Source organism: Enterobacter sp. E12, from assembly GCF_014596715.2.
GTDB lineage: Bacteria > Pseudomonadota > Gammaproteobacteria > Enterobacterales > Enterobacteriaceae > Enterobacter > Enterobacter bugandensis.
The window spans coordinates 3,592,035-3,610,479 of the sequence record NZ_CP115601.1 but is presented as its reverse complement, the minus strand read 5'-3'; the positions used below and the strand labels follow the sequence as shown (position 1 = coordinate 3,610,479).

18 protein-coding genes are annotated in these 18,445 nt (G+C 55.2%); 12 read left to right on the top strand and 6 right to left on the bottom strand.

Annotation, left to right across the window (positions count from 1 at the left end; all coding sequences use genetic code 11):
* Positions 1-67: 67 nt before the first annotated feature.
* The 3 genes from IB212_RS17225 to trxC all read right to left on the bottom strand — a co-directional run bounded on the left by IB212_RS17225 (position 68) and on the right by trxC (position 3,954).
* Complete coding sequence (locus IB212_RS17225) at positions 68-2,731, bottom strand: bifunctional acetate--CoA ligase family protein/GNAT family N-acetyltransferase (protein WP_188246004.1); 2,664 nt, start codon at positions 2,729-2,731, stop codon at positions 68-70.
* A gap of 35 nt (positions 2,732-2,766) precedes the next feature.
* Positions 2,767-3,465: a tRNA-uridine aminocarboxypropyltransferase gene (tapT, locus tag IB212_RS17220; RefSeq protein ID WP_045260163.1), complete on the bottom strand. Its 699-nt coding sequence runs from the start codon at positions 3,463-3,465 to the stop codon at positions 2,767-2,769.
* 69 nt (positions 3,466-3,534) lie between these two features.
* Positions 3,535-3,954 carry a thioredoxin TrxC gene (gene trxC, locus IB212_RS17215; protein ID WP_028014108.1) on the bottom strand — a complete coding sequence of 140 codons (420 nt, stop codon included), beginning with the start codon at positions 3,952-3,954 and terminating at the stop codon, positions 3,535-3,537.
* 204 nt (positions 3,955-4,158) lie between these two features.
* Here trxC and IB212_RS17210 point away from each other — a divergent pair, with 204 nt between their 5' ends.
* Entirely contained in the window at positions 4,159-5,259 is a 1,101-nt protein-coding gene (locus IB212_RS17210; RefSeq protein ID WP_041908658.1) for a tRNA/rRNA methyltransferase, read from the top strand.
* A gap of 39 nt (positions 5,260-5,298) precedes the next feature.
* On the opposite strand, the gene ung is transcribed toward IB212_RS17210, so the two are convergent.
* The gene (ung, locus tag IB212_RS17205) at positions 5,299-5,988 is read right to left on the bottom strand and encodes a uracil-DNA glycosylase (RefSeq protein WP_023333064.1); all 690 of its coding nucleotides are present in this window, start codon (positions 5,986-5,988) and stop codon (positions 5,299-5,301) included.
* Between the two features lie 314 nt (positions 5,989-6,302).
* Between ung and grcA the strand changes: the two genes are divergently transcribed.
* Positions 6,303-6,686: an autonomous glycyl radical cofactor GrcA gene (gene grcA, locus IB212_RS17200; protein WP_006176733.1), complete on the top strand. Its 384-nt coding sequence runs from the start codon at positions 6,303-6,305 to the stop codon at positions 6,684-6,686.
* 52 nt (positions 6,687-6,738) lie between these two features.
* Here grcA and srmB read toward each other — a convergent pair whose 3' ends face one another.
* Positions 6,739-8,067 carry an ATP-dependent RNA helicase SrmB gene (gene srmB, locus IB212_RS17195; protein WP_041908660.1) on the bottom strand — a complete coding sequence of 443 codons (1,329 nt, stop codon included), beginning with the start codon at positions 8,065-8,067 and terminating at the stop codon, positions 6,739-6,741.
* A 132-nt stretch (positions 8,068-8,199) separates the two neighbouring features.
* Between srmB and trmN the strand changes: the two genes are divergently transcribed.
* Entirely contained in the window at positions 8,200-8,937 is a 738-nt protein-coding gene (gene trmN, locus IB212_RS17190) for a tRNA(1)(Val) (adenine(37)-N(6))-methyltransferase TrmN (protein WP_028014104.1), read from the top strand.
* Here trmN and nadB read toward each other — a convergent pair.
* A complete protein-coding gene (gene nadB, locus IB212_RS17185) occupies positions 8,922-10,541 on the bottom strand; it encodes an L-aspartate oxidase (RefSeq protein WP_188246005.1) in 1,620 nt (539 codons plus the stop codon). The genes trmN and nadB overlap by 16 nt on opposite strands.
* Positions 10,542-10,884: 343 nt before the next feature.
* Here nadB and rseD point away from each other — a divergent pair, with 343 nt between their 5' ends.
* The 9 genes from rseD (at position 10,885) to era (ending at position 18,429) form a co-directional block, all read left to right on the top strand.
* Positions 10,885-10,968 (top strand): rpoE leader peptide RseD, encoded by an 84-nt coding sequence (rseD, locus tag IB212_RS17180; RefSeq protein WP_231940818.1) that lies wholly within the window; start codon positions 10,885-10,887, stop codon positions 10,966-10,968.
* Positions 10,965-11,540, top strand: coding sequence for an RNA polymerase sigma factor RpoE (rpoE, locus tag IB212_RS17175; RefSeq protein WP_028014102.1), 576 nt, complete (start codon positions 10,965-10,967; stop codon positions 11,538-11,540). The genes rseD and rpoE overlap by 4 nt, the downstream gene beginning before the upstream one ends.
* Positions 11,541-11,571: 31 nt before the next feature.
* Positions 11,572-12,222 (top strand): anti-sigma-E factor RseA, encoded by a 651-nt coding sequence (rseA, locus tag IB212_RS17170; protein WP_014832926.1) that lies wholly within the window; start codon positions 11,572-11,574, stop codon positions 12,220-12,222.
* Positions 12,222-13,175, top strand: coding sequence for a sigma-E factor regulatory protein RseB (rseB, locus tag IB212_RS17165; RefSeq protein WP_041908666.1), 954 nt, complete (start codon positions 12,222-12,224; stop codon positions 13,173-13,175). The genes rseA and rseB overlap by 1 nt, the downstream gene beginning before the upstream one ends.
* Entirely contained in the window at positions 13,172-13,648 is a 477-nt protein-coding gene (gene rseC / locus IB212_RS17160) for a SoxR-reducing system protein RseC (protein ID WP_045260167.1), read from the top strand. Before rseB ends, rseC begins: the two co-directional genes overlap by 4 nt.
* Before the next feature lie 185 nt (positions 13,649-13,833).
* Positions 13,834-15,633: a translation elongation factor 4 gene (gene lepA, locus IB212_RS17155; RefSeq protein WP_028014099.1), complete on the top strand. Its 1,800-nt coding sequence runs from the start codon at positions 13,834-13,836 to the stop codon at positions 15,631-15,633.
* Between the two features lie 16 nt (positions 15,634-15,649).
* Positions 15,650-16,624, top strand: a complete 975-nt coding sequence (gene lepB / locus IB212_RS17150) for a signal peptidase I (protein ID WP_047364182.1) — start codon at positions 15,650-15,652, stop codon at positions 16,622-16,624.
* Positions 16,625-16,846: 222 nt separating this feature from the next.
* Complete coding sequence (gene rnc / locus IB212_RS17145) at positions 16,847-17,527, top strand: ribonuclease III (RefSeq protein WP_003860711.1); 681 nt, start codon at positions 16,847-16,849, stop codon at positions 17,525-17,527.
* Positions 17,524-18,429 carry a GTPase Era gene (gene era, locus IB212_RS17140; RefSeq protein WP_028014097.1) on the top strand — a complete coding sequence of 302 codons (906 nt, stop codon included), beginning with the start codon at positions 17,524-17,526 and terminating at the stop codon, positions 18,427-18,429. The genes rnc and era overlap by 4 nt, the downstream gene beginning before the upstream one ends.
* Positions 18,430-18,445 lie beyond the last annotated feature (16 nt).

Below are 18,445 nucleotides of genomic sequence, written 5' to 3'. Positions count from 1 at the left end.
ATGCAAACAACATAAGCGGACAATGATACCACCAGTCCCGTCCAAAGTGGGTAACATTTCCAGTAGCTTACTCGGGTTTGTCTGCTGGTGTCAGGCCGAGGGATAAGGCGACAATACCTTCGTCCAGCTGAATATCAACGTCAAATCCGAGTTTTCGCGCCAGGGTCACCATACCGCGATTGTTCGGCATAGTAATGCCATTCAGGCGTAACAATCCGTGATCTCGCGTATAACTGATGAGTTTTTCCAGCAGTCGTCTGCCCAGACCCAGGCCTTTAAGATCGGAGCGCACCAGCACAGCAAATTCCGCGTCAATGTTATCCGGATCGGAAATTGCGCGCGTCACGCCGAGGATCTCATCGCCCCGATCGGAACGTCGAACGGCGACAAACGCCATCTCTCGATCGTAGTCGATCTGGGTCATATTGGCTAAATCATCGTGGGTAAATTCGTTGATTTCGCTAAAGTAGCGATAATAGAGATCTTCTTTCGTAACCTGAGAAATAAAGGCACGCAGCTGCGGTTCATCTTCCGGCAGAATAGGGCGGAACAGGGCGCGTTCCCCATTCTTCATCTCGACCCACTCCTCCAGCTGCAGAGGATACGGACGGATCGCCAGGCGGCTCTCTCTGTCCCCTTCAAATGGCGCGATATCCAGCGTTACGTCCAGCGCCGTAAACTCAGTGCCGGAGGCGAGCAGCGGATGGATATCCAGCCGCTGGATCTCCGCACAATCTACAACCAGGTTAGACACCTGCACCAGGAATTGACTCAACCCGGCAATATCGAGCGGACGCAGGGCGCTGCGGCCACGGATCTTTTTGCTTTTAATCGCCTGAATGATCAGATAGCGCGCCAGATTCATGTTCAGCGGCGGTAGCGCCACCGCGGCCTGTTCCTCTGGACGCCACTCAACGCCGCCTTCCCCCAGCATAATGAGCGGGCCGAAGACAGGATCGTGTTCAACCACCACCCGCAGTTCCTGGGCGCCCGCGCGGTGAGCCATGCTTTGCACCAGCAGTCCGTGGATCCGGGCCTGCGGCCAGGCCATTTTGACGCGATCGAAAATGGCATCGGCTGCCTGCTGCACCTCCGTTGCCGTACGCAGGTACAACATGACCCCCTGAACGTCAGACTTATGCGGGATATCGGGGGAACGGAGCTTAAGGGCGACCGGGTAGCCAATCTGTTCGGCTATATGTACGGCCTCAGCGCTGTCGCTGGCGATCCAGGTTGGCAGAGTTTGCATCCCGTAGCTGCCCAGTATGGGCTGCACTTCATGCGTATCAAGCGAGGTCGCGCCTTCTTCAATGGCCTGCTGTAACAGCCGATGAACGTCGACGGTGTTCGCCGTCAGGTTTCCGGGCAAGGCAGGTGTCTCACGCAGCTGTTTCTGGTTGCGGCGATATTCCACCATATGCATAAATGCCGTGATGGTGCCTTCCGGCGTGCGGTAGGTTGGCAGTCCGGCTTCACTGAACAAGCGTCGCGCCTCCTGAGAGGAAAACTCACCGCACCAGTTGGTCAGCAGGGTGACATATTTGCCGCGCGGATGATTTCGTACCGCCTCAATCAGCGCCCGCGCGCTTTCACTGCCCGGCGCGGCCGCGCTGGGGGAGTGGATAATCATCAGCGCATCGAAATCCTGGCTGTCCAGCAAAATGGAGATTGCCCTGATATAGCGATCGCTGCTGGCATCATCGCGCAAATCAAGCGGATTGCCGGGCGTCACGCTTGCCGGAAGCGCCTCTCTGAGGCGTTGCAGCGTCTCTTCACCCAGCGTGGCCAGCTTGCCGTTACGCAGCCAAAGCTCATCCAGCGCCAGCGCGGCAGGGGCCGCGCCATTGCTGACAATCATTAACTTCTCGCCGCGCAGCGGACGCATGTGGCTCAACGTCTCAACGGCGGAAAAAAGCTCGTGTGTATCCTGCACCCGCAGCAACCCCGCGCGCTGAATGGCAGCATCCCAGGCCGGATCCATACCGGAATGAGACTGCAGCAGACGCTGCGCCGCAGGGCTGCGACCGCTTTTGATAACGAGGATCGGTTTATTGCGCGATGCGCTACGCGAAGCGGAAACAAAACGACGGGCGTCGCTCAGGTGCTCAAGATAAAGGAGGATTGCGCTGGTTTTGCTGTCTCGCGCCAGGAAATCCAGCAGTTCGTCAACGTCAATATCCAGGCTGTCGCCCAGAGCAATGAAGTAGGAGAATCCCATTTCACGCTGCTGCGCCCAGTCAAGGATGGTGTTTGAGACCGCAGCCGACTGCGAGATAAACGCCAGCTTGCCTTTACGGATCGGCACCGGGGAGAAGCTGGCGTTCAGCCCCTGCCAGGGCGCGAGCAGACCCAGGCTGTTCGGCCCGAGAATGCGCATCTGATAGCGGCTGGCACAGGCCAGCAGTTCGGGCTGCTGTTCAGGCGGAGACGAGAGAATAATGCAGGTTTTACATCCTTTCTTGCCGAGTGACTCCAGCAGTTCCGGATTGCGTTTGGCGTTTGTACACAGAACGGCGAGATCCGGTACGAAAGGCAGGCTCTCCACGTCCGGCCAGGCAAGCACGCCGTGAACGGCCTTATAAGACGGCGTGACGGGCATAACGGGACCGTTAAATCCTCCGGCCAGCAGGTTGCGCATCATCAGATAGCCTGCACGATCCGGTTTCATTGATGCGCCGATGACGGCAATGGATTTAGGACGGAGTAGCGCTTCTAACCCTCTCTGGCTCATGCAGGCCTCCTGTGAATGCAAGCGACCTGATGATTTTAAACGCTTTCTGTCTCCGTTGCTGTGATGCTGCCCTTATGAACGGTTTTTCCCGCCAGATAGCGCTCCCGGAAGCATGAGAAATGGTTGCCCAGGGCGCCAGCTGCAGCGGTATCTCCTGCTAAATCCAGTAGCGCAATGGCGACTTCGGCAGTGCAGTATTGCCCGTCAGCATGCGCTTCGCGCAGGCGGTAGGCCGAGACGCGGGAAAGATCGACAGAAATAACCGGCAGAGCGTCGAGGTAAGGGCTTTTGCGAAACATTTTCCGCGCTTCGGTCCAGGTACCGTCCAGCATAATAAACAGCGGTGGTTTGCCAGATGGCGGCGCGGTAAGGACCTGACGCTGTTCACCCGCATAAGATGCCGGGAAAACCACCATCGGCTGGTAGTCCGGGCTTGCCACCAGGTCGAGCAGAGCCTGAGGTGGCTCAGTGCGCGACCACTGAAACGCGGCGGTATCCGGCAGAATATCGGCAATAAGACGCCCCGTATTACTGGGCTTCATCGGCTCGGTATCGAACATGACCAGACAAAAGCGGCTCTCCGCAGTACTTGGGGCCAGCGTCTCGCACAGACACACCTTCAGCGGCAGCAGGCAGCGCTGACAGCGACGTATGCGATTGCCACGAGCAAGAAAGGGGCGAGTAGCGCGCGCAAGGCGTTCGGCGCGTAATTTAAGGACAGCGTTATCAGTCATGGGCGAAATGGAGGAAAAACCCTATTTTCGCAGAGGCGGGAACGGGGCACAAGGTGTGCCCCGGGAATGTTACAGCGATTCGTTTAACCAGCTATCAAAAGGTGCTTTTGGAACCGCACCGTTGAGCATATCGATCACTTCACCATTTTTGAAAATCATGATGGTCGGGATACTGCGAATACGAAAACGTGCGCTTAGCTCGCGTTCGGCCTCGGTATTAACCTTAACGAACCGCATTTTTCCGCTGCGCTCTTCGGCCACATCTTCGAAGATTGGCGCGAAGCTGCGGCACGGACCGCACCATGGCGCCCAGAAATCGACCACCACCGGGAGATCGTCCTTGAGGAGTTTGTCCAGCGTAGCACCCGTCGCGTTAATGACATCGCCATCAAACAATTCATGGCCACAACGTCCGCATTTCGCACCGTCATCCATCCGATCGTCCGGAATGCGGTTTAAAGCCTGACAGTTGGCACATACGGTATTCATAACTAACCTCTGATAGAGCCGTGGGACAGCGGCAGAACGCCGATAATGTTTCTGATATGTTACATATTATCAGTGAGCCTGTATGAAACGACAATGCGTTTTATTCAATGGGAACAATAGTCACAGGCTTTTGTACGAAATTATGGCTATGCGCTGGCACATCGGGTAATCTGCGCGCTTCGCGCAGCGCTGGTGGAGAAAAGCATGAACGACGAAATGAAAAACAAAAGCGGCAAGGTCAAAGTGATGTATGTCCGCAGTGATGATGACTCTGATAAACGCACCCAAAATCCGCGTACCGGAAAAGGTGGCGGGCGTCCAGCGTCCTCTCGTGCAGACGGTGGCCGTCGCCCCGCCCGCGATGACAGAAATAACCGCGGTGATGACCGCAAACGTGATGACCGCAAGCGTGACGATCGCAAGCGCGATGACCGTCCGCGTGATGACTTCTCACGTGATAACGCCTCTCCGTGGCGCACCGTTTCTCGCGCCCCTGGCGATGAGACGCCGGAAAAAGCCGATCACGGCGGTATCAGCGGTAAAAGCTTTATCGACCCGGAAGTGCTGCGTCGTCAGCGCGCGGAAGAGACCCGCGTATATGGCGAGAACGCCTGCCAGGCGCTGTTCCAGAGCCGTCCTGAGTGTATCGTCCGCGCCTGGTTTATCCAGAGCGTGACCCCGCGCTTTAAAGAAGCGCTGCGCTGGATGGCCGCGAACCGCAAAGCTTACCACGTGGTTGATGATGCTGAACTGACAAAAGCGTCCGGTACCGAGCACCACGGCGGCGTCTGCTTCCTGATTAAAAAACGTAACGGCACGACAGTTCAGCAGTGGGTCAGCCAGGCAGATGCCGATGACTGCGTGCTGGCGCTGGAAGACGTGGGCAACCCGCACAACCTGGGCGCAATGATGCGCAGCTGCGCGCATTTTGGCGTGAAGGGCGTGCTGCTGCAGGATGCCGCGCTGCTGGAATCCGGCGCCGCGATCCGTACTGCGGAAGGCGGAGCCGAGCACGTACAGCCGATCACCGGCGACAGCGTTCTGGATGCCCTTGAGCAGTTCCGTAAAGCGGGCTATTCCATCGTGACCACATCCAGCCATGCCGGTACGCCGCTGTTTAAAGCGACGCTGCCGCGCAAGATGGTGCTGGTGTTGGGTCAGGAACGCGATGGTCTGTCTGATGCGGCGCTCTCCAGTTCGGATCTGAGCGTCTCCATCGACGGGACGGGCAATGTGGAAAGTCTGAACGTATCCGTTGCGACCGGCGTGCTGCTGGCCGAGTGGTGGCGTCAGAATAAGGCATAAGCCTCTTATGTGCCGGGCCTGACCCGGCACATTCAAACCCTACTCGCTCTCTGCCGGTAACACAGGCATCCAGTCAATTGGCGTTTCGCCACGTTTTTCCAGCCATTCATTTGCCAGAACAAAATGATTACTGCCAAAGAAACCGCGATGGGCAGACAACGGTGACGGGTGCGGTGCCTTCAACACGTGATGACGCTGACGATCGATAATTGCCCCTTTCTTCTGCGCGTGAGAACCCCAGAGTAAAAACACGACCCCTTCACGATGCTCGTTGATAAGGCTGATAACTTTATCGGTAAAGGTTTCCCACCCAAGGCTGGCGTGCGAGTGCGCCTGGCCCGCCCGTACGGTGAGCACCGTGTTCAATAACAGCACGCCCTGGCGCGCCCAGCTTTCCAGATAACCGTGGTTGGGGCGGGTAAACCCGGGCACGGTTCCCTCAAGCTCTTTATACATGTTGAGCAGAGAAGGGGGGATCGCCACGCCTGGGCGTACGGAAAATGCCAGCCCGTGCGCCTGCCCAGGGCCGTGATAGGGATCCTGGCCCAGAATGACGACTTTCACATCGCTCAACTCGGTATAGCGAAACGCGTTGAATACATCTTTTTGCGGCGGATAAATCGTTTGCCCGGACTGACGCTCAGCGGCAACGGTACTGAGCGTATTGATAAAATAAGGCTGCTGCTTTTCTTCTGCCAGCACGTCATGCCAGGTTAAAGGTGTCGTCATGTCGCTCTCCTGCGAATCTCAATCTGTCACTAGCTTACCTGTTTAACGCTTGTGAGCAAAATTACGCGCTGAAATGCGTGCTAAGTCGTTAAATTTATTTTGAAATGATGCAGGTTAAGTTGAGTCGATGGGGGTATGAAATTGATCTAAAGCAATAAATTCAAACCACACTCTTTATGTGGTTGCTATTTTTGTTGATTTAAATCAATAAATCGCCGTGGTGTGAATGATATATATACACACAAGAAACAATGGTTTTACCAATTGGCCGCGTAAGGCCAGCATCAGTTAATGTAGCCTAAGGGAGGCAACACATGATTACAGGTATCCAGATTACCAAAGCGGCAAATGACGATCTGCTCAACTCTTTCTGGCTGCTGGACAGCGAGAAAAATGAAGCGCGCTGTGTGGTTGCGAAAGCGGGTTTTGCTGAAGATGAAATCGTACCGGTGAATAAACTGGGCGAAATCGAATACCGTGAAATCCCAATGGAAGTGCAGCCGGAAGTGCGCGTTGAAGGGGGTCAGCACCTGAACGTTAACGTGCTGCGCCGCGAAACGCTGATGGATGCCGTTGAGCACCCGGAAAAATACCCACAGCTGACTATCCGCGTGTCTGGTTATGCGGTTCGCTTTAACTCACTGACTCCAGAACAGCAGCGCGACGTTATCGCCCGTACCTTTACTGAAAGCCTGTAAGGCTTCAGCCACGGGGGGGAACAAAAAAGCCGGGGATTACCCCGGCTTTTTCTTACTCTTCAGTCTTCGTTTCCTGCGCGGCAGCGCTTGGCTTACGACGCTTACCAATGTTTTTGGTATCGCGGTGGCGCTGCTTCACGCGCGGCTTCTCTTTTTCTTTCTCTTTTCTCTCAGCACGTTTCGCGAGCGCTTTCTTGGACGGTTTACCCGTCATTTTTTCACTCGGCGCACGTGTGGTTGGGCGCAAGCCATCAATAACGCGCGCTTTCAGCGGCTCGTCAACATAGCGGCCAATTTTCTGCAGCAGCAGGTAGTCATGCGCTTCAACCAGTGAAATTGCAATCCCTTTGCGGCCCGCGCGACCGGTACGGCCAATGCGGTGCAGGTAGGTATCTCCGCTGCGCGGCATATCGAAGTTAATGACATGGCTCACGTCAGGGATGTCGATCCCGCGGGCGGCAACGTCTGTTGCGACCAGCACGTTAACGCGGCCATCGGTCAGGCGCTTAATGCCTTCGGTACGCTTGATCTGCGCCATCTCACCTTCAAGATAGCAGTTGTTGATCCCGGCGTTGCGCAGCATTTCAGCCAGCTCGTGCACGCGCTCGCGCTTACGCACAAACACGATAGTGCGGGTGGCGTCTTCCTGCTTCAGCAGGTGCTTGAGCAGCTCAACCTTATGCTCAAGGTTGTCCGCACGGTAATACCACTGATGGATTTTTTTACGCTCTCGCGTGGATGGCGTCGCAGAGACTTCCACCGGATCTTCCAGCAGACGCTCTGCGAAGTCTTTAATCGCATCCCCTTCAAGGGTGGCAGAGAACAGCATCGTCTGGTTACGCCAGCGCGTTTCACCTGCAATATGCTCGATATCCTGCGCAAAGCCCATGTCCAGCATGCGGTCCGCTTCGTCGAGGATCAGCGTTTCTACCGCGCGGCAGTCGAAGTTCTCTTCTTTAATATACTGCAGCAGGCGGCCCGTCGTCGCGACGACGATGTCCTGGTTTTCGCTGAACACTTCGGCGTGGTTCATATACGCAACGCCGCCGGTGATGGTGGCGATATCCAGATGCGTATTCGCCGCGAGTTCACGCGCATGATCGGCAACCTGCATGGCCAGCTCGCGCGTAGGCGTCAGGATCAAAATACGCGGCGGGCCAGATTTTTTACGTGGAAAGTCGAGCAGATGCTGCAACACAGGCAGCAAATAGGCTGCTGTCTTCCCCGTGCCGGTTGGCGCAGAACCGAGCACATCGCGGCCCTCAAGCGCAGGCGGAATGGCCGCTGCCTGAATGGCGGTCGGGCGTGTAAAGCCTTTGCTCTCAAGAGCATTGAGCAGGCTTTCATCGAGTTCAAGTTCGGAAAAAGTCGTTACAGTCATGTTCTACCTCTGTGTGGGGCGCTGATTATAGACGTTACGGCTGTAATCTTCATCTGTTTGTATGGATATCGCTTTGCGGCCACTTCGCTTTCCCCTATGCTACTCCAGTTTCACTTAGAAGGTTGCCCTGACATGTCTCAACTCAAAGCGCAGCTGCGCCGCGATGGTTTTACGTTTAAACAATTTTTTGTCGCTCACGATCGCTGTGCCATGAAAGTCGGTACAGACGGCATTTTACTGGGAGCATGGGCACCTGTCGCAGGTGTTAAGCGTATTCTTGATATCGGTACCGGCAGCGGGCTGGTGGCCTTGATGCTGGCGCAGCGTACTGAAGAGCATGTCACTATTGATGCCGTTGAGCTGGATGCGCAGGCCGCAGGGCAGGCGGGTGAAAACGCGGCCGAGTCACCCTGGGCTGACCGGATAACCGTTAAGTGCGCGGACGTGCTGGCCTGGGCACCAGAGCAGACGGCGCGTTACGATCTGATTGTCAGCAACCCCCCTTACTACGAGCCCGGCGTGGAGTGCGGTACACCGGAACGTGAACAGGCGCGCTATACCGGTTCACTCGATCACAAAGCGCTGCTCGTCAACGCGGCTGAACTTATCTCAGAAGAGGGCTTTTTCTGCGTGGTGCTGCCAGAAAGTACGGGCAACACGTTTATCGCTACCGCGCAGGAGATCGGCTGGACGTTACGTTTGCGAACTGACATCTCTGATACGGAAGGCCGATTGCCGCACCGCGTGCTGCTGGCGCTTTCGCCAAAAGAGGGTGAGTGTTTTAATGACCGTATGGTGATCCGTGGGCCAGACCAGCGTTATTCCGAAGATTACACGGCTCTGACCCAGGCGTTTTATTTGTTTATGTAAACCTGCGGGGCGAGTATCGACGGGCCGGACTCAGCAAGCCGATCCGGGTAGTCGAGTGTGTAGTGCAAACCGCGGCTCTCTTTACGCATCATCGCGCAGCGAACAATCAGCTCGGCAACCTGCACCAGATTGCGCAGCTCCAGCAGATTATTGGAGACGCGGAAATGGGCATAATATTCATCAATTTCCTGCTGCAGCATCGTAATGCGGCGCAACGCGCGTTCCAGACGTTTCGTGGTGCGCACAATTCCAACGTAGTCCCACATAAACAGCCGTAGCTCGTGCCAGTTGTGCTGGATCACTACCAGCTCGTCCGGGTTCTCCACGCGGCTTTCATCCCAGGCCGGTAAACGCTCTGTTTCACGGGCGTAAGGCATGCGCTTCGTGATGTCCTCCGCCGCTGACCAGCCGTACACCAGACATTCAAGCAGCGAGTTAGACGCCATACGGTTCGCGCCGTGTAGCCCGGTATAGCTGACCTCACCAATAGCATACAGACCGTCTACATCAGTGCGTCCGTGATCGTCAACCATCACGCCGCCGCAGGTATAGTGGGCGGCTGGCACAATGGGCACCGGATCGCGTGTTAAATCAATGCCAAGATTGAGCAGCTTTTCGTAAATCATCGGGAAGTGCTGGCGAATGAATTCTGCCGGCTTATGGCTGATATCGAGATACATGCAGTCCACGCCAAGGCGCTTCATTTCGTGGTCGATGGCGCGGGCAACTATATCACGCGGCGCCAGTTCACCGCGGGCGTCAAAGTCCGGCATAAAGCGGGTACCGTCAGGGCGTTTCAGATAAGCCCCTTCGCCGCGCAGGGCTTCCGTCAGCAGGAAATTTCGCGCCTGAGGGTGGAACAGGGCGGTGGGGTGAAACTGATTAAATTCGAGATTCGCCACGCGGCAGCCGGCGCGCCAGGCCATAGCGATACCGTCCCCGGAAGCGATATCCGGATTCGTGGTGTACTGATACACCTTAGAGGCGCCACCTGTAGCCAACACCACAGCCTTCGCCTGACAGGTTTCCACCTTCTCTTTATTACGGTTCCAGACCCACGCTCCCACCACGCGACGCGTGCCGGGCAGGCCTATCTTGTCGGAAATGATCAGATCAACCGCGTTGCTCCGCTCAAGGACCCGGATGTTAGGATGGTTCAGCGCTTTGCTGACCAGCGTGGTTTCCACTTCTTTTCCGGTAGCATCCGCGGCGTGCAGGATGCGGCGGTGGCTATGGCCGCCTTCACGCGTTAAGTGGTAGCTCTCTTCACCGTTGGGCTGAGCCTGAGTATCGAATAAAACACCCTGATCGATAAGCCACTGAACGCAATGGCGGGCATTGCTGGCGACAAACTCTGCCGCGTGCGCATCCACGATCCCGGCCCCGGCAATCAGCGTATCTTCCACATGTGATGCAATGCTGTCGGTCTCGTCAAATACCGCGGCAATGCCGCCCTGAGCATAAAATGTGGAGCCTTCACTTATCGGGCCTTTGCTCAGAACGATAACGTTCTGATGTTCAGCCAGACGCAGCGCCAGAGAGAGACCGGCAGCGCCGCTGCCGATGATCAGTACATCACAATGAAGTTCAGGTGTTGTGTTCATGATTATTGTTTAATTTACTAAACAGTGTTGGGGCAGAATAGCACCTGAATGCGAGATATCGCACGTTTTTTTTAAGGGAAGTTGCAATGACTAAACGCGCAGGCAGGGGTAAACGAAGGGTAAATAAATGAAATTATTTTGCGAAGCAGATCGTTAGCGTCAGATTTTGTGGTGAAATAAAGCCTGTGTTGCGTTACTCTTCTGGCGGGAAAAAGATGTTTCTTGTCAGAAAGTGGTGCGTATCGTGAACAGACTTATAATGAGAGAAAATGAACGGTCTGCGGCGCGATGAACAAAAACAAAGGCGTTACGGAACTTATTGAAGATCAGACACTCTAAGCTGGTGCTTGCTCAAAGTGCGGTAGTTATAGAGTGGCGTTTCGATAACGCGTGGAATTTAGGTTTGGGGAGACATTACCTCGGATGAGCGAGCAGTTAACGGACCAGGTCCTGGTTGAACGGGTCCAGAAGGGAGATCAGAAAGCCTTTAACCTACTGGTGGTGCGCTACCAGCATAAGGTGGCGAGTCTGGTTTCCCGCTATGTACCGTCAGGTGATGTACCTGATGTGGTGCAAGAGTCTTTTATTAAGGCCTATCGCGCGCTGGAATCTTTCCGGGGAGATAGTGCTTTTTATACCTGGCTGTACCGTATTGCTGTCAATACGGCAAAGAATTACCTGGTTGCTCAGGGTCGTCGTCCGCCGTCCAGTGATGTAGACGCTATCGACGCCGAAAACTTCGAAAGTGGCGGTGCGCTGAAAGAAATTTCGAACCCTGAGAACTTAATGTTGTCAGAAGAACTGAGACAAATTGTTTTTCGCACGATCGAGTCACTCCCGGAAGATTTACGCATGGCAATTACGTTACGGGAGCTTGATGGTCTGAGCTATGAAGAGATAGCCGCTATCATGGATTGTCCGGTCGGCACGGTTCGTTCACGAATTTTCCGTGCGCGAGAAGCTATTGATAATAAAGTTCAACCGCTTATCAGGCGTTGACGATAGCGGGATACTGGAAAAGGTATTAGGCATGCAGAAAGAAAAACTTTCCGCTTTAATGGATGGTGAGACGCTGGATAGTGAGCTGCTCAACGAGCTGTCTCATTCTCCCGAAATGCAAGAGACCTGGGAGAGTTACCATCTCATCCGTGACACGCTGCGCGGTGATACCGGAGAGGTTCTCCATTTCGATATCTCAGCCCGCGTGATGGCGGCCATCGAGAATGAGCCTGTTCATCAGACCACTCCGCTGATTCCTGAAGCGCAACCCGCACCGCACCAGTGGCAGAAAATGCCGTTCTGGCAAAAAGTGCGTCCGTGGGCCAGCCAGCTCACCCAAATGGGGGTGGCTGCATGCGTATCGCTTGCAGTTATCGTTGGCGTCCAGCACTATAATACTCAGTCTGAAACTAATCAGCAGCCAGAAGCGCCAGTGTTTAACACACTGCCGATGATGGGCAAAGCCAGCCCGGTAAGTCTGGGCGTACCGGCTGATGCCTCCGCCAGCGGCGGTCAGCAACAGCAGGTTCAGGAGCAGCGCCGTCGCATTAATGCGATGTTGCAGGATTATGAGTTGCAGCGTCGTCTGCACTCTGAACAGCTTCAGTTTGAGCAGGCCCAAACTCAGCAAGCTGCTGTGCAGGTGCCCGGAAACCAAACTTTAGGAACGCAATCGCAGTAATGAAGCAACTTTGGTTCGCCATGTCTCTGATGGCGGGTAGCCTGTTCTTCTCTGCTAACGCCTCGGCTGATGTTTCATCCGGGGCGTTGTTGCAGCAAATGAATCTGGCCAGCCAGTCACTCAATTACGAGTTGGCATTTATCAGCATCAACAAGCAGGGCGTCGAGTCGTTACGCTATCGCCATGCCCGTCTTGATAACCAGCCGCTCGCCCAGCTTTTACAGATGGATGGCCCGCGTCGGGAAGTTGTCCAGCGTGGCAACGAAATCAGCTATTTCGAGCCCGGTCTGGAGCCTTTCACCCTGAATGGCGACTATATCGTTGATTCTCTACCGTCGCTTATCTATACCGACTTCAAACGACTTGCCCCTTACTATGATTTTATTTCGGTAGGGCGTACCCGTATTGCAGACAGGCTGTGTGAAGTGATCCGCGTGGTTGCGCGCGATGGCACGCGCTACAGCTATATCGTCTGGATTGATGCGGAAACCAAGCTGCCGATGCGCGTGGACCTGCTCGACCGCGACGGCGAGACGCTTGAACAGTTCCGCGTCATCTCCTTCAGCGTGAACAATCAGGTTGGTAACAGCATGCAGAATCTGGCGAAGGCCAGCCTGCCGCCGCTGCTTTCTGTTCCAGCAGGGGACTCCGCTAATTTCAACTGGGTTCCTTCCTGGATACCGCAAGGCTTTAGCGAAGTGTCCAGCAGCCGTCGTCAGTTGCCCACCATTGATACGCCGGTTGAATCACGCCTCTATTCCGATGGCTTGTTCAGCTTCTCGGTGAATATCAACCGCGCAACGGCAAACAGCGCTGAACAAATGCTTCGTACCGGGCGTCGTACGGTCAGCACCACGGTTCGCGATAACGCAGAAATCACGATTGTGGGGGAATTACCTCCGCAGACGGCGAAGCGCATTTCAGACAGCATTAAATTCAGGGCCGCACAATGATTAAAGAGTGGGCGACCGTCGTCTCGTGGCAGAATGGTATTGCGCTGGTCAGCTGTGATGTTAAAGCCTCATGCAATAGCTGCGCATCCCGAGCCGGTTGTGGCAGTCGCGTGCTGAATAAGTTAGGGCCACAGACATCGCATACGATCTCCGTGCCGAGCGAACAGCCGCTGGTGGCGGGTCAGAAGGTGGAACTGGGCATTACGGAAGGCAGTCTGCTGAGTTCCGCGATGCTGGTCTATCTCTCCCCGCTGGTGGGGCTGTTTGTCATGGGCGGCCTTTTCCAGATGCTGTTTGGCACCGACGTGGCCGCCATGTGCGGCGCAGCTTTGGGTGGCGTAGGGGGATTTTGGCTTGCCAAAGGCATCTCACCGAAGCTCGCCGCGCGCGATGAGTGGCAGCCCGTTATTCTGAGCGTTGCGCTGGCGCCTGACCAACTTCGCGTCGAGACGCTCTCTTCTGAGGCCCGGTGATCCACCGGGCTTTATCATTATTTACATCTCAAAAAAGAAAACGCCATTTCTTCGCGCTATGCTTGGCTCTAAGTGCATTTCCAGGTTGCGGGTATGTAGTGTAGAATGCTGCGTTTTCGCACTGAAAAACGTCAGGCTAAGAACAGCGGCCTCCAGGAATTCGTAAGGCATAATTATTTAACTATATGAAGAACATACGTAACTTTTCGATCATTGCTCACATTGACCACGGTAAGTCGACGCTGTCTGACCGTATTATCCAGATTTGCGGTGGCCTGTCTGATCGTGAAATGGCAGCCCAGGTACTGGACTCCATGGACCTGGAACGCGAACGCGGTATCACCATCAAAGCGCAGAGCGTGACGCTCGACTATAAAGCTTCTGATGGCGAAACCTATCAACTGAACTTTATCGACACCCCAGGCCACGTTGACTTCTCCTATGAAGTATCACGCTCGCTGGCGGCCTGTGAAGGTGCGCTGCTGGTGGTTGATGCCGGGCAGGGCGTTGAAGCCCAGACCCTGGCGAACTGCTACACCGCGATGGAAATGGATCTCGAGGTTGTGCCGGTTCTGAACAAAATCGACCTGCCAGCCGCCGATCCTGAGCGCGTGGCGGAAGAGATTGAAGACATTGTCGGCATTGACGCGACCGACGCCGTACGCTGCTCCGCGAAAACCGGTGTGGGTGTGACCGACGTGCTGGAACGCCTGGTACGTGATATTCCGGCCCCGGAAGGCGACCCGGATGGTCCATTGCAGGCGCTGATCATCGACTCCTGGTTCGATAACTACCTGGGCGTGGTCTCACTGGTGCGTATCAAAAACGGCACCATGCGTAAAGGCGACAAAATCAAGGTTATGAGTACCGGACAGGTCTACAACGCAGACCGTCTGGGTATCTTCACGCCAAAACAGGTTGACCGTACCGAGCTGAAATGCGGCGAGGTGGGCTGGCTGGTCTGCGCGATTAAAGACATCCTCGGCGCGCCAGTGGGCGATACCCTGACCGGCGCGCGTAACCCGGCAGACAAAGCGCTGCCTGGCTTCAAAAAGGTGAAACCGCAGGTTTACGCGGGTCTGTTCCCGGTCAGCTCTGACGACTACGAAAACTTCCGCGATGCGCTCGGCAAGCTGAGCCTGAACGATGCCTCCCTGTTCTACGAGCCAGAAAGTTCAACGGCGCTGGGCTTCGGCTTCCGCTGCGGCTTCCTCGGCCTGCTGCACATGGAGATTATTCAGGAGCGTCTGGAGCGTGAATACGATCTGGATCTGATCACCACCGCACCAACGGTAGTCTACGAAGTAGAAACCACCTCGAAAGAAGTGATCTACGTCGACAGCCCGTCCAAGCTGCCGCCGCTGAACAACATTCACGAGCTGCGCGAGCCTATTGCAGAATGTCACATGCTGCTGCCGCAGGAGTTCCTGGGGAACGTTATTACGCTCTGTATTGAGAAGCGTGGCGTGCAGACTAACATGGTTTACCACGGTAACCAGGTGGCGCTGACCTATGAAATCCCTATGGCGGAAGTGGTACTCGACTTCTTCGACCGTCTGAAGTCTACCTCCCGTGGCTATGCGTCACTGGATTACAACTTCAAACGTTTCCAGGCCTCCAACATGGTGCGCGTGGACGTGCTGATCAACGGCGAGCGTGTGGATGCGCTGGCGCTGATCACCCACAACGACAATGCGCCGTACCGTGGCCGCGAGCTGGTTGAGAAGATGAAAGATCTGATCCCACGTCAGCAGTTTGACATTGCGATTCAGGCGGCCATCGGTAACCACATCATTGCCCGCTCAACCGTGAAGCAGCTACGTAAAAACGTTCTGGCGAAGTGCTATGGCGGTGACGTCAGCCGTAAGAAAAAGCTGCTGCAGAAGCAGAAAGAAGGTAAGAAGCGTATGAAGCAGGTCGGTAACGTTGAGCTGCCGCAGGAAGCATTCCTTGCCATTCTTCATGTCGGTAAAGACGGCAAATAACCTTTAAGGAGTTGGCATGGCGAACATGTTTGCCCTGATCCTGGTCATCGCTACGCTGGTGACAGGCCTGCTGTGGTGCCTGGATAAGTTTATCTTCGCCCCAAAACGCCGTGAACGTCAGGCTGCCGCGCAGGCAGCGACTGGCGATGCGCTTGACGCGAAAACCCTGAAGAAAGTTGGCCCGAAACCGGGCTGGCTGGAAACGGGCGCGTCGGTGTTCCCGGTGCTGGCGATTGTGCTGGTGGTACGTTCGTTTATTTATGAGCCGTTCCAGATCCCATCGGGATCAATGATGCCAACGCTGCTGATCGGTGATTTTATTCTGGTTGAGAAGTTTGCCTACGGCATTAAAGATCCGATTTACCAGAAAACGCTGATCGAAACGGGGCATCCGAAACGTGGCGACATCGTGGTGTTTAAATATCCGGACGATCCGCGTCTGGATTACATTAAGCGCGCGGTGGGTCTGCCGGGTGATAAAGTGACCTACGATCCGGTTGCGAAGGAAGTCACCGTTCAGCCGGGCTGCAGCTCCGGTACCGCGTGTGAAAACGCGCTGCCAATCACCTACTCAAACGTTGAGCCAAGTGATTTCGTGCAGACTTTCGCCCGTCGTAACGGCGGTGAAGCGACCAGCGGGTTCTTCCAGGTGCCAAAAGGTGAAACCAAAGAGAACGGCATTCGTCTGGTTGAGCGCAAAGAGACGCTGGGCGATGTCACTCACCGCATTCTGACCGTGCCAATCGCGCAGGACCAGGTGGGGATGTATTACAAACAGCCGGGTCAGCAGCTGGCCAGCTGGATCGTACCGCCGGGACACTACTTCATGATGGGCGATAACCGTGATAACTCCGCGGACAGCCGTTACTGGGGCTTTGTGCCGGAAGCGAATCTGGTGGGTAAAGCAACCGCGATCTGGATGAGTTTTGAGAAGCAGGAAGGCGAGTGGCCGACCGGCGTGCGCCTGAATCGTATTGGCGGAATCCATTAATTCTCAGGAAAAGAACACGTAGCCGCGTTATTTCGCGGCTACGTGAATTATTTCCTCGATAAATCTCTTTGAACTAACGACATCCCCTGTCGTTGTGTATAGAATATTCCCCCGAAGTTTAAGGTTGGCCCTGCAAGGGTGCCACGGCACACGAAACCGCGTTGGTTTTCTCAGGTCGGTTTCGTGTGCTGCATTTTTGACGCATTCATTTATTGGTATCGCATGAACCCCATCGTAATTAATCGGCTTCAACGGAAGCTGGGCTACACTTTTCATCATCAGGAGTTGTTGCAACAGGCATTAACCCATCGCAGTGCCAGCAGCAAACATAATGAGCGTCTCGAGTTTCTGGGTGACTCTATTTTAAGTTTCGTGATTGCGAATGCGCTTTATCATCGTTTCCCGCGCGTGGACGAAGGTGATATGAGCCGCATGCGCGCCACGCTGGTGCGCGGCAACACCCTCGCTGAAATCGCGCGCGAATTTGAACTGGGCGAATGTCTGCGTCTTGGGCCGGGTGAACTGAAAAGCGGCGGCTTCCGTCGTGAATCTATTCTTGCCGATACGGTCGAAGCATTAATTGGTGGCGTGTTCCTGGACAGCGATATCCAGACCGTAGAAAAGCTGATCCTTAACTGGTATCAGACCCGTCTGGACGAAATTAGCCCGGGCGATAAACAAAAAGATCCTAAAACGCGCCTGCAGGAATATTTGCAGGGCCGTCATCTGCCGCTGCCATCCTATCTGGTGGTGCAGGTTCGTGGCGAAGCGCACGATCAGGAATTTACCATCCATTGCCAGGTCAGTGGCCTGAGTGAACCGGTGGTGGGCACAGGTTCAAGCCGCCGTAAGGCTGAACAGGCTGCCGCCGAACAGGCGTTAAAAATGCTGGAGCTGGAATGAGCGAAGAAAAAACCTATTGCGGATTTATTGCCATCGTCGGACGTCCGAACGTCGGCAAATCCACCCTGCTGAATAATCTGCTTGGGCAGAAGATTTCTATCACCTCGCGTAAGGCGCAAACCACGCGTCACCGCATCGTCGGCATCCATACTGAAGGCGCGTATCAGGCAATCTACGTCGATACCCCTGGCCTGCACATGGAAGAGAAGCGTGCCATTAACCGTCTGATGAACAAGGCGGCGAGCAGCTCCATCGGCGACGTAGAGCTGGTGATTTTCGTAGTGGAAGGCACCCGCTGGACGCCGGACGACGAAATGGTACTGAACAAGCTGCGTGACGGCAAAACGCCGGTGATCCTCGCGGTCAACAAAGTTGACAACGTGCAGGAAAAAGCTGACCTGCTGCCGCACCTGCAGTGGCTGGGCAGCCAGATGAACTTCCTCGATATCGTTCCGCTGTCTGCTGAGACCGGCCTGAACGTCGATACCATCGCGGGCATCGTACGTAAGCACTTGCCAGAAGCGATTCACCACTTCCCGGAAGATTACATCACCGATCGCTCTCAGCGCTTTATGGCGTCTGAAATCATCCGTGAAAAGCTGATGCGTTTCCTGGGCGCCGAGCTGCCGTACTCTGTGACGGTGGAGATCGAGCGTTTCCAGAGCAACGAGCGCGGTGGCTACGACATTAACGGCCTGATCCTCGTCGAGCGTGAAGGGCAGAAGAAGATGGTGATCGGCAACAAAGGCGCCAAGATCAAAACCATCGGTATCGAAGCCCGTAAGGACATGCAGGAGATGTTCGAAGCGCCAGTTCATCTGGAACTGTGGGTGAAGGTGAAATCTGGCTGGGCCGATGATGAGCGTGCTCTGCGCAGCCTCGGTTACGGCGAAGATCAGTAACTCAAGACGACGAGTA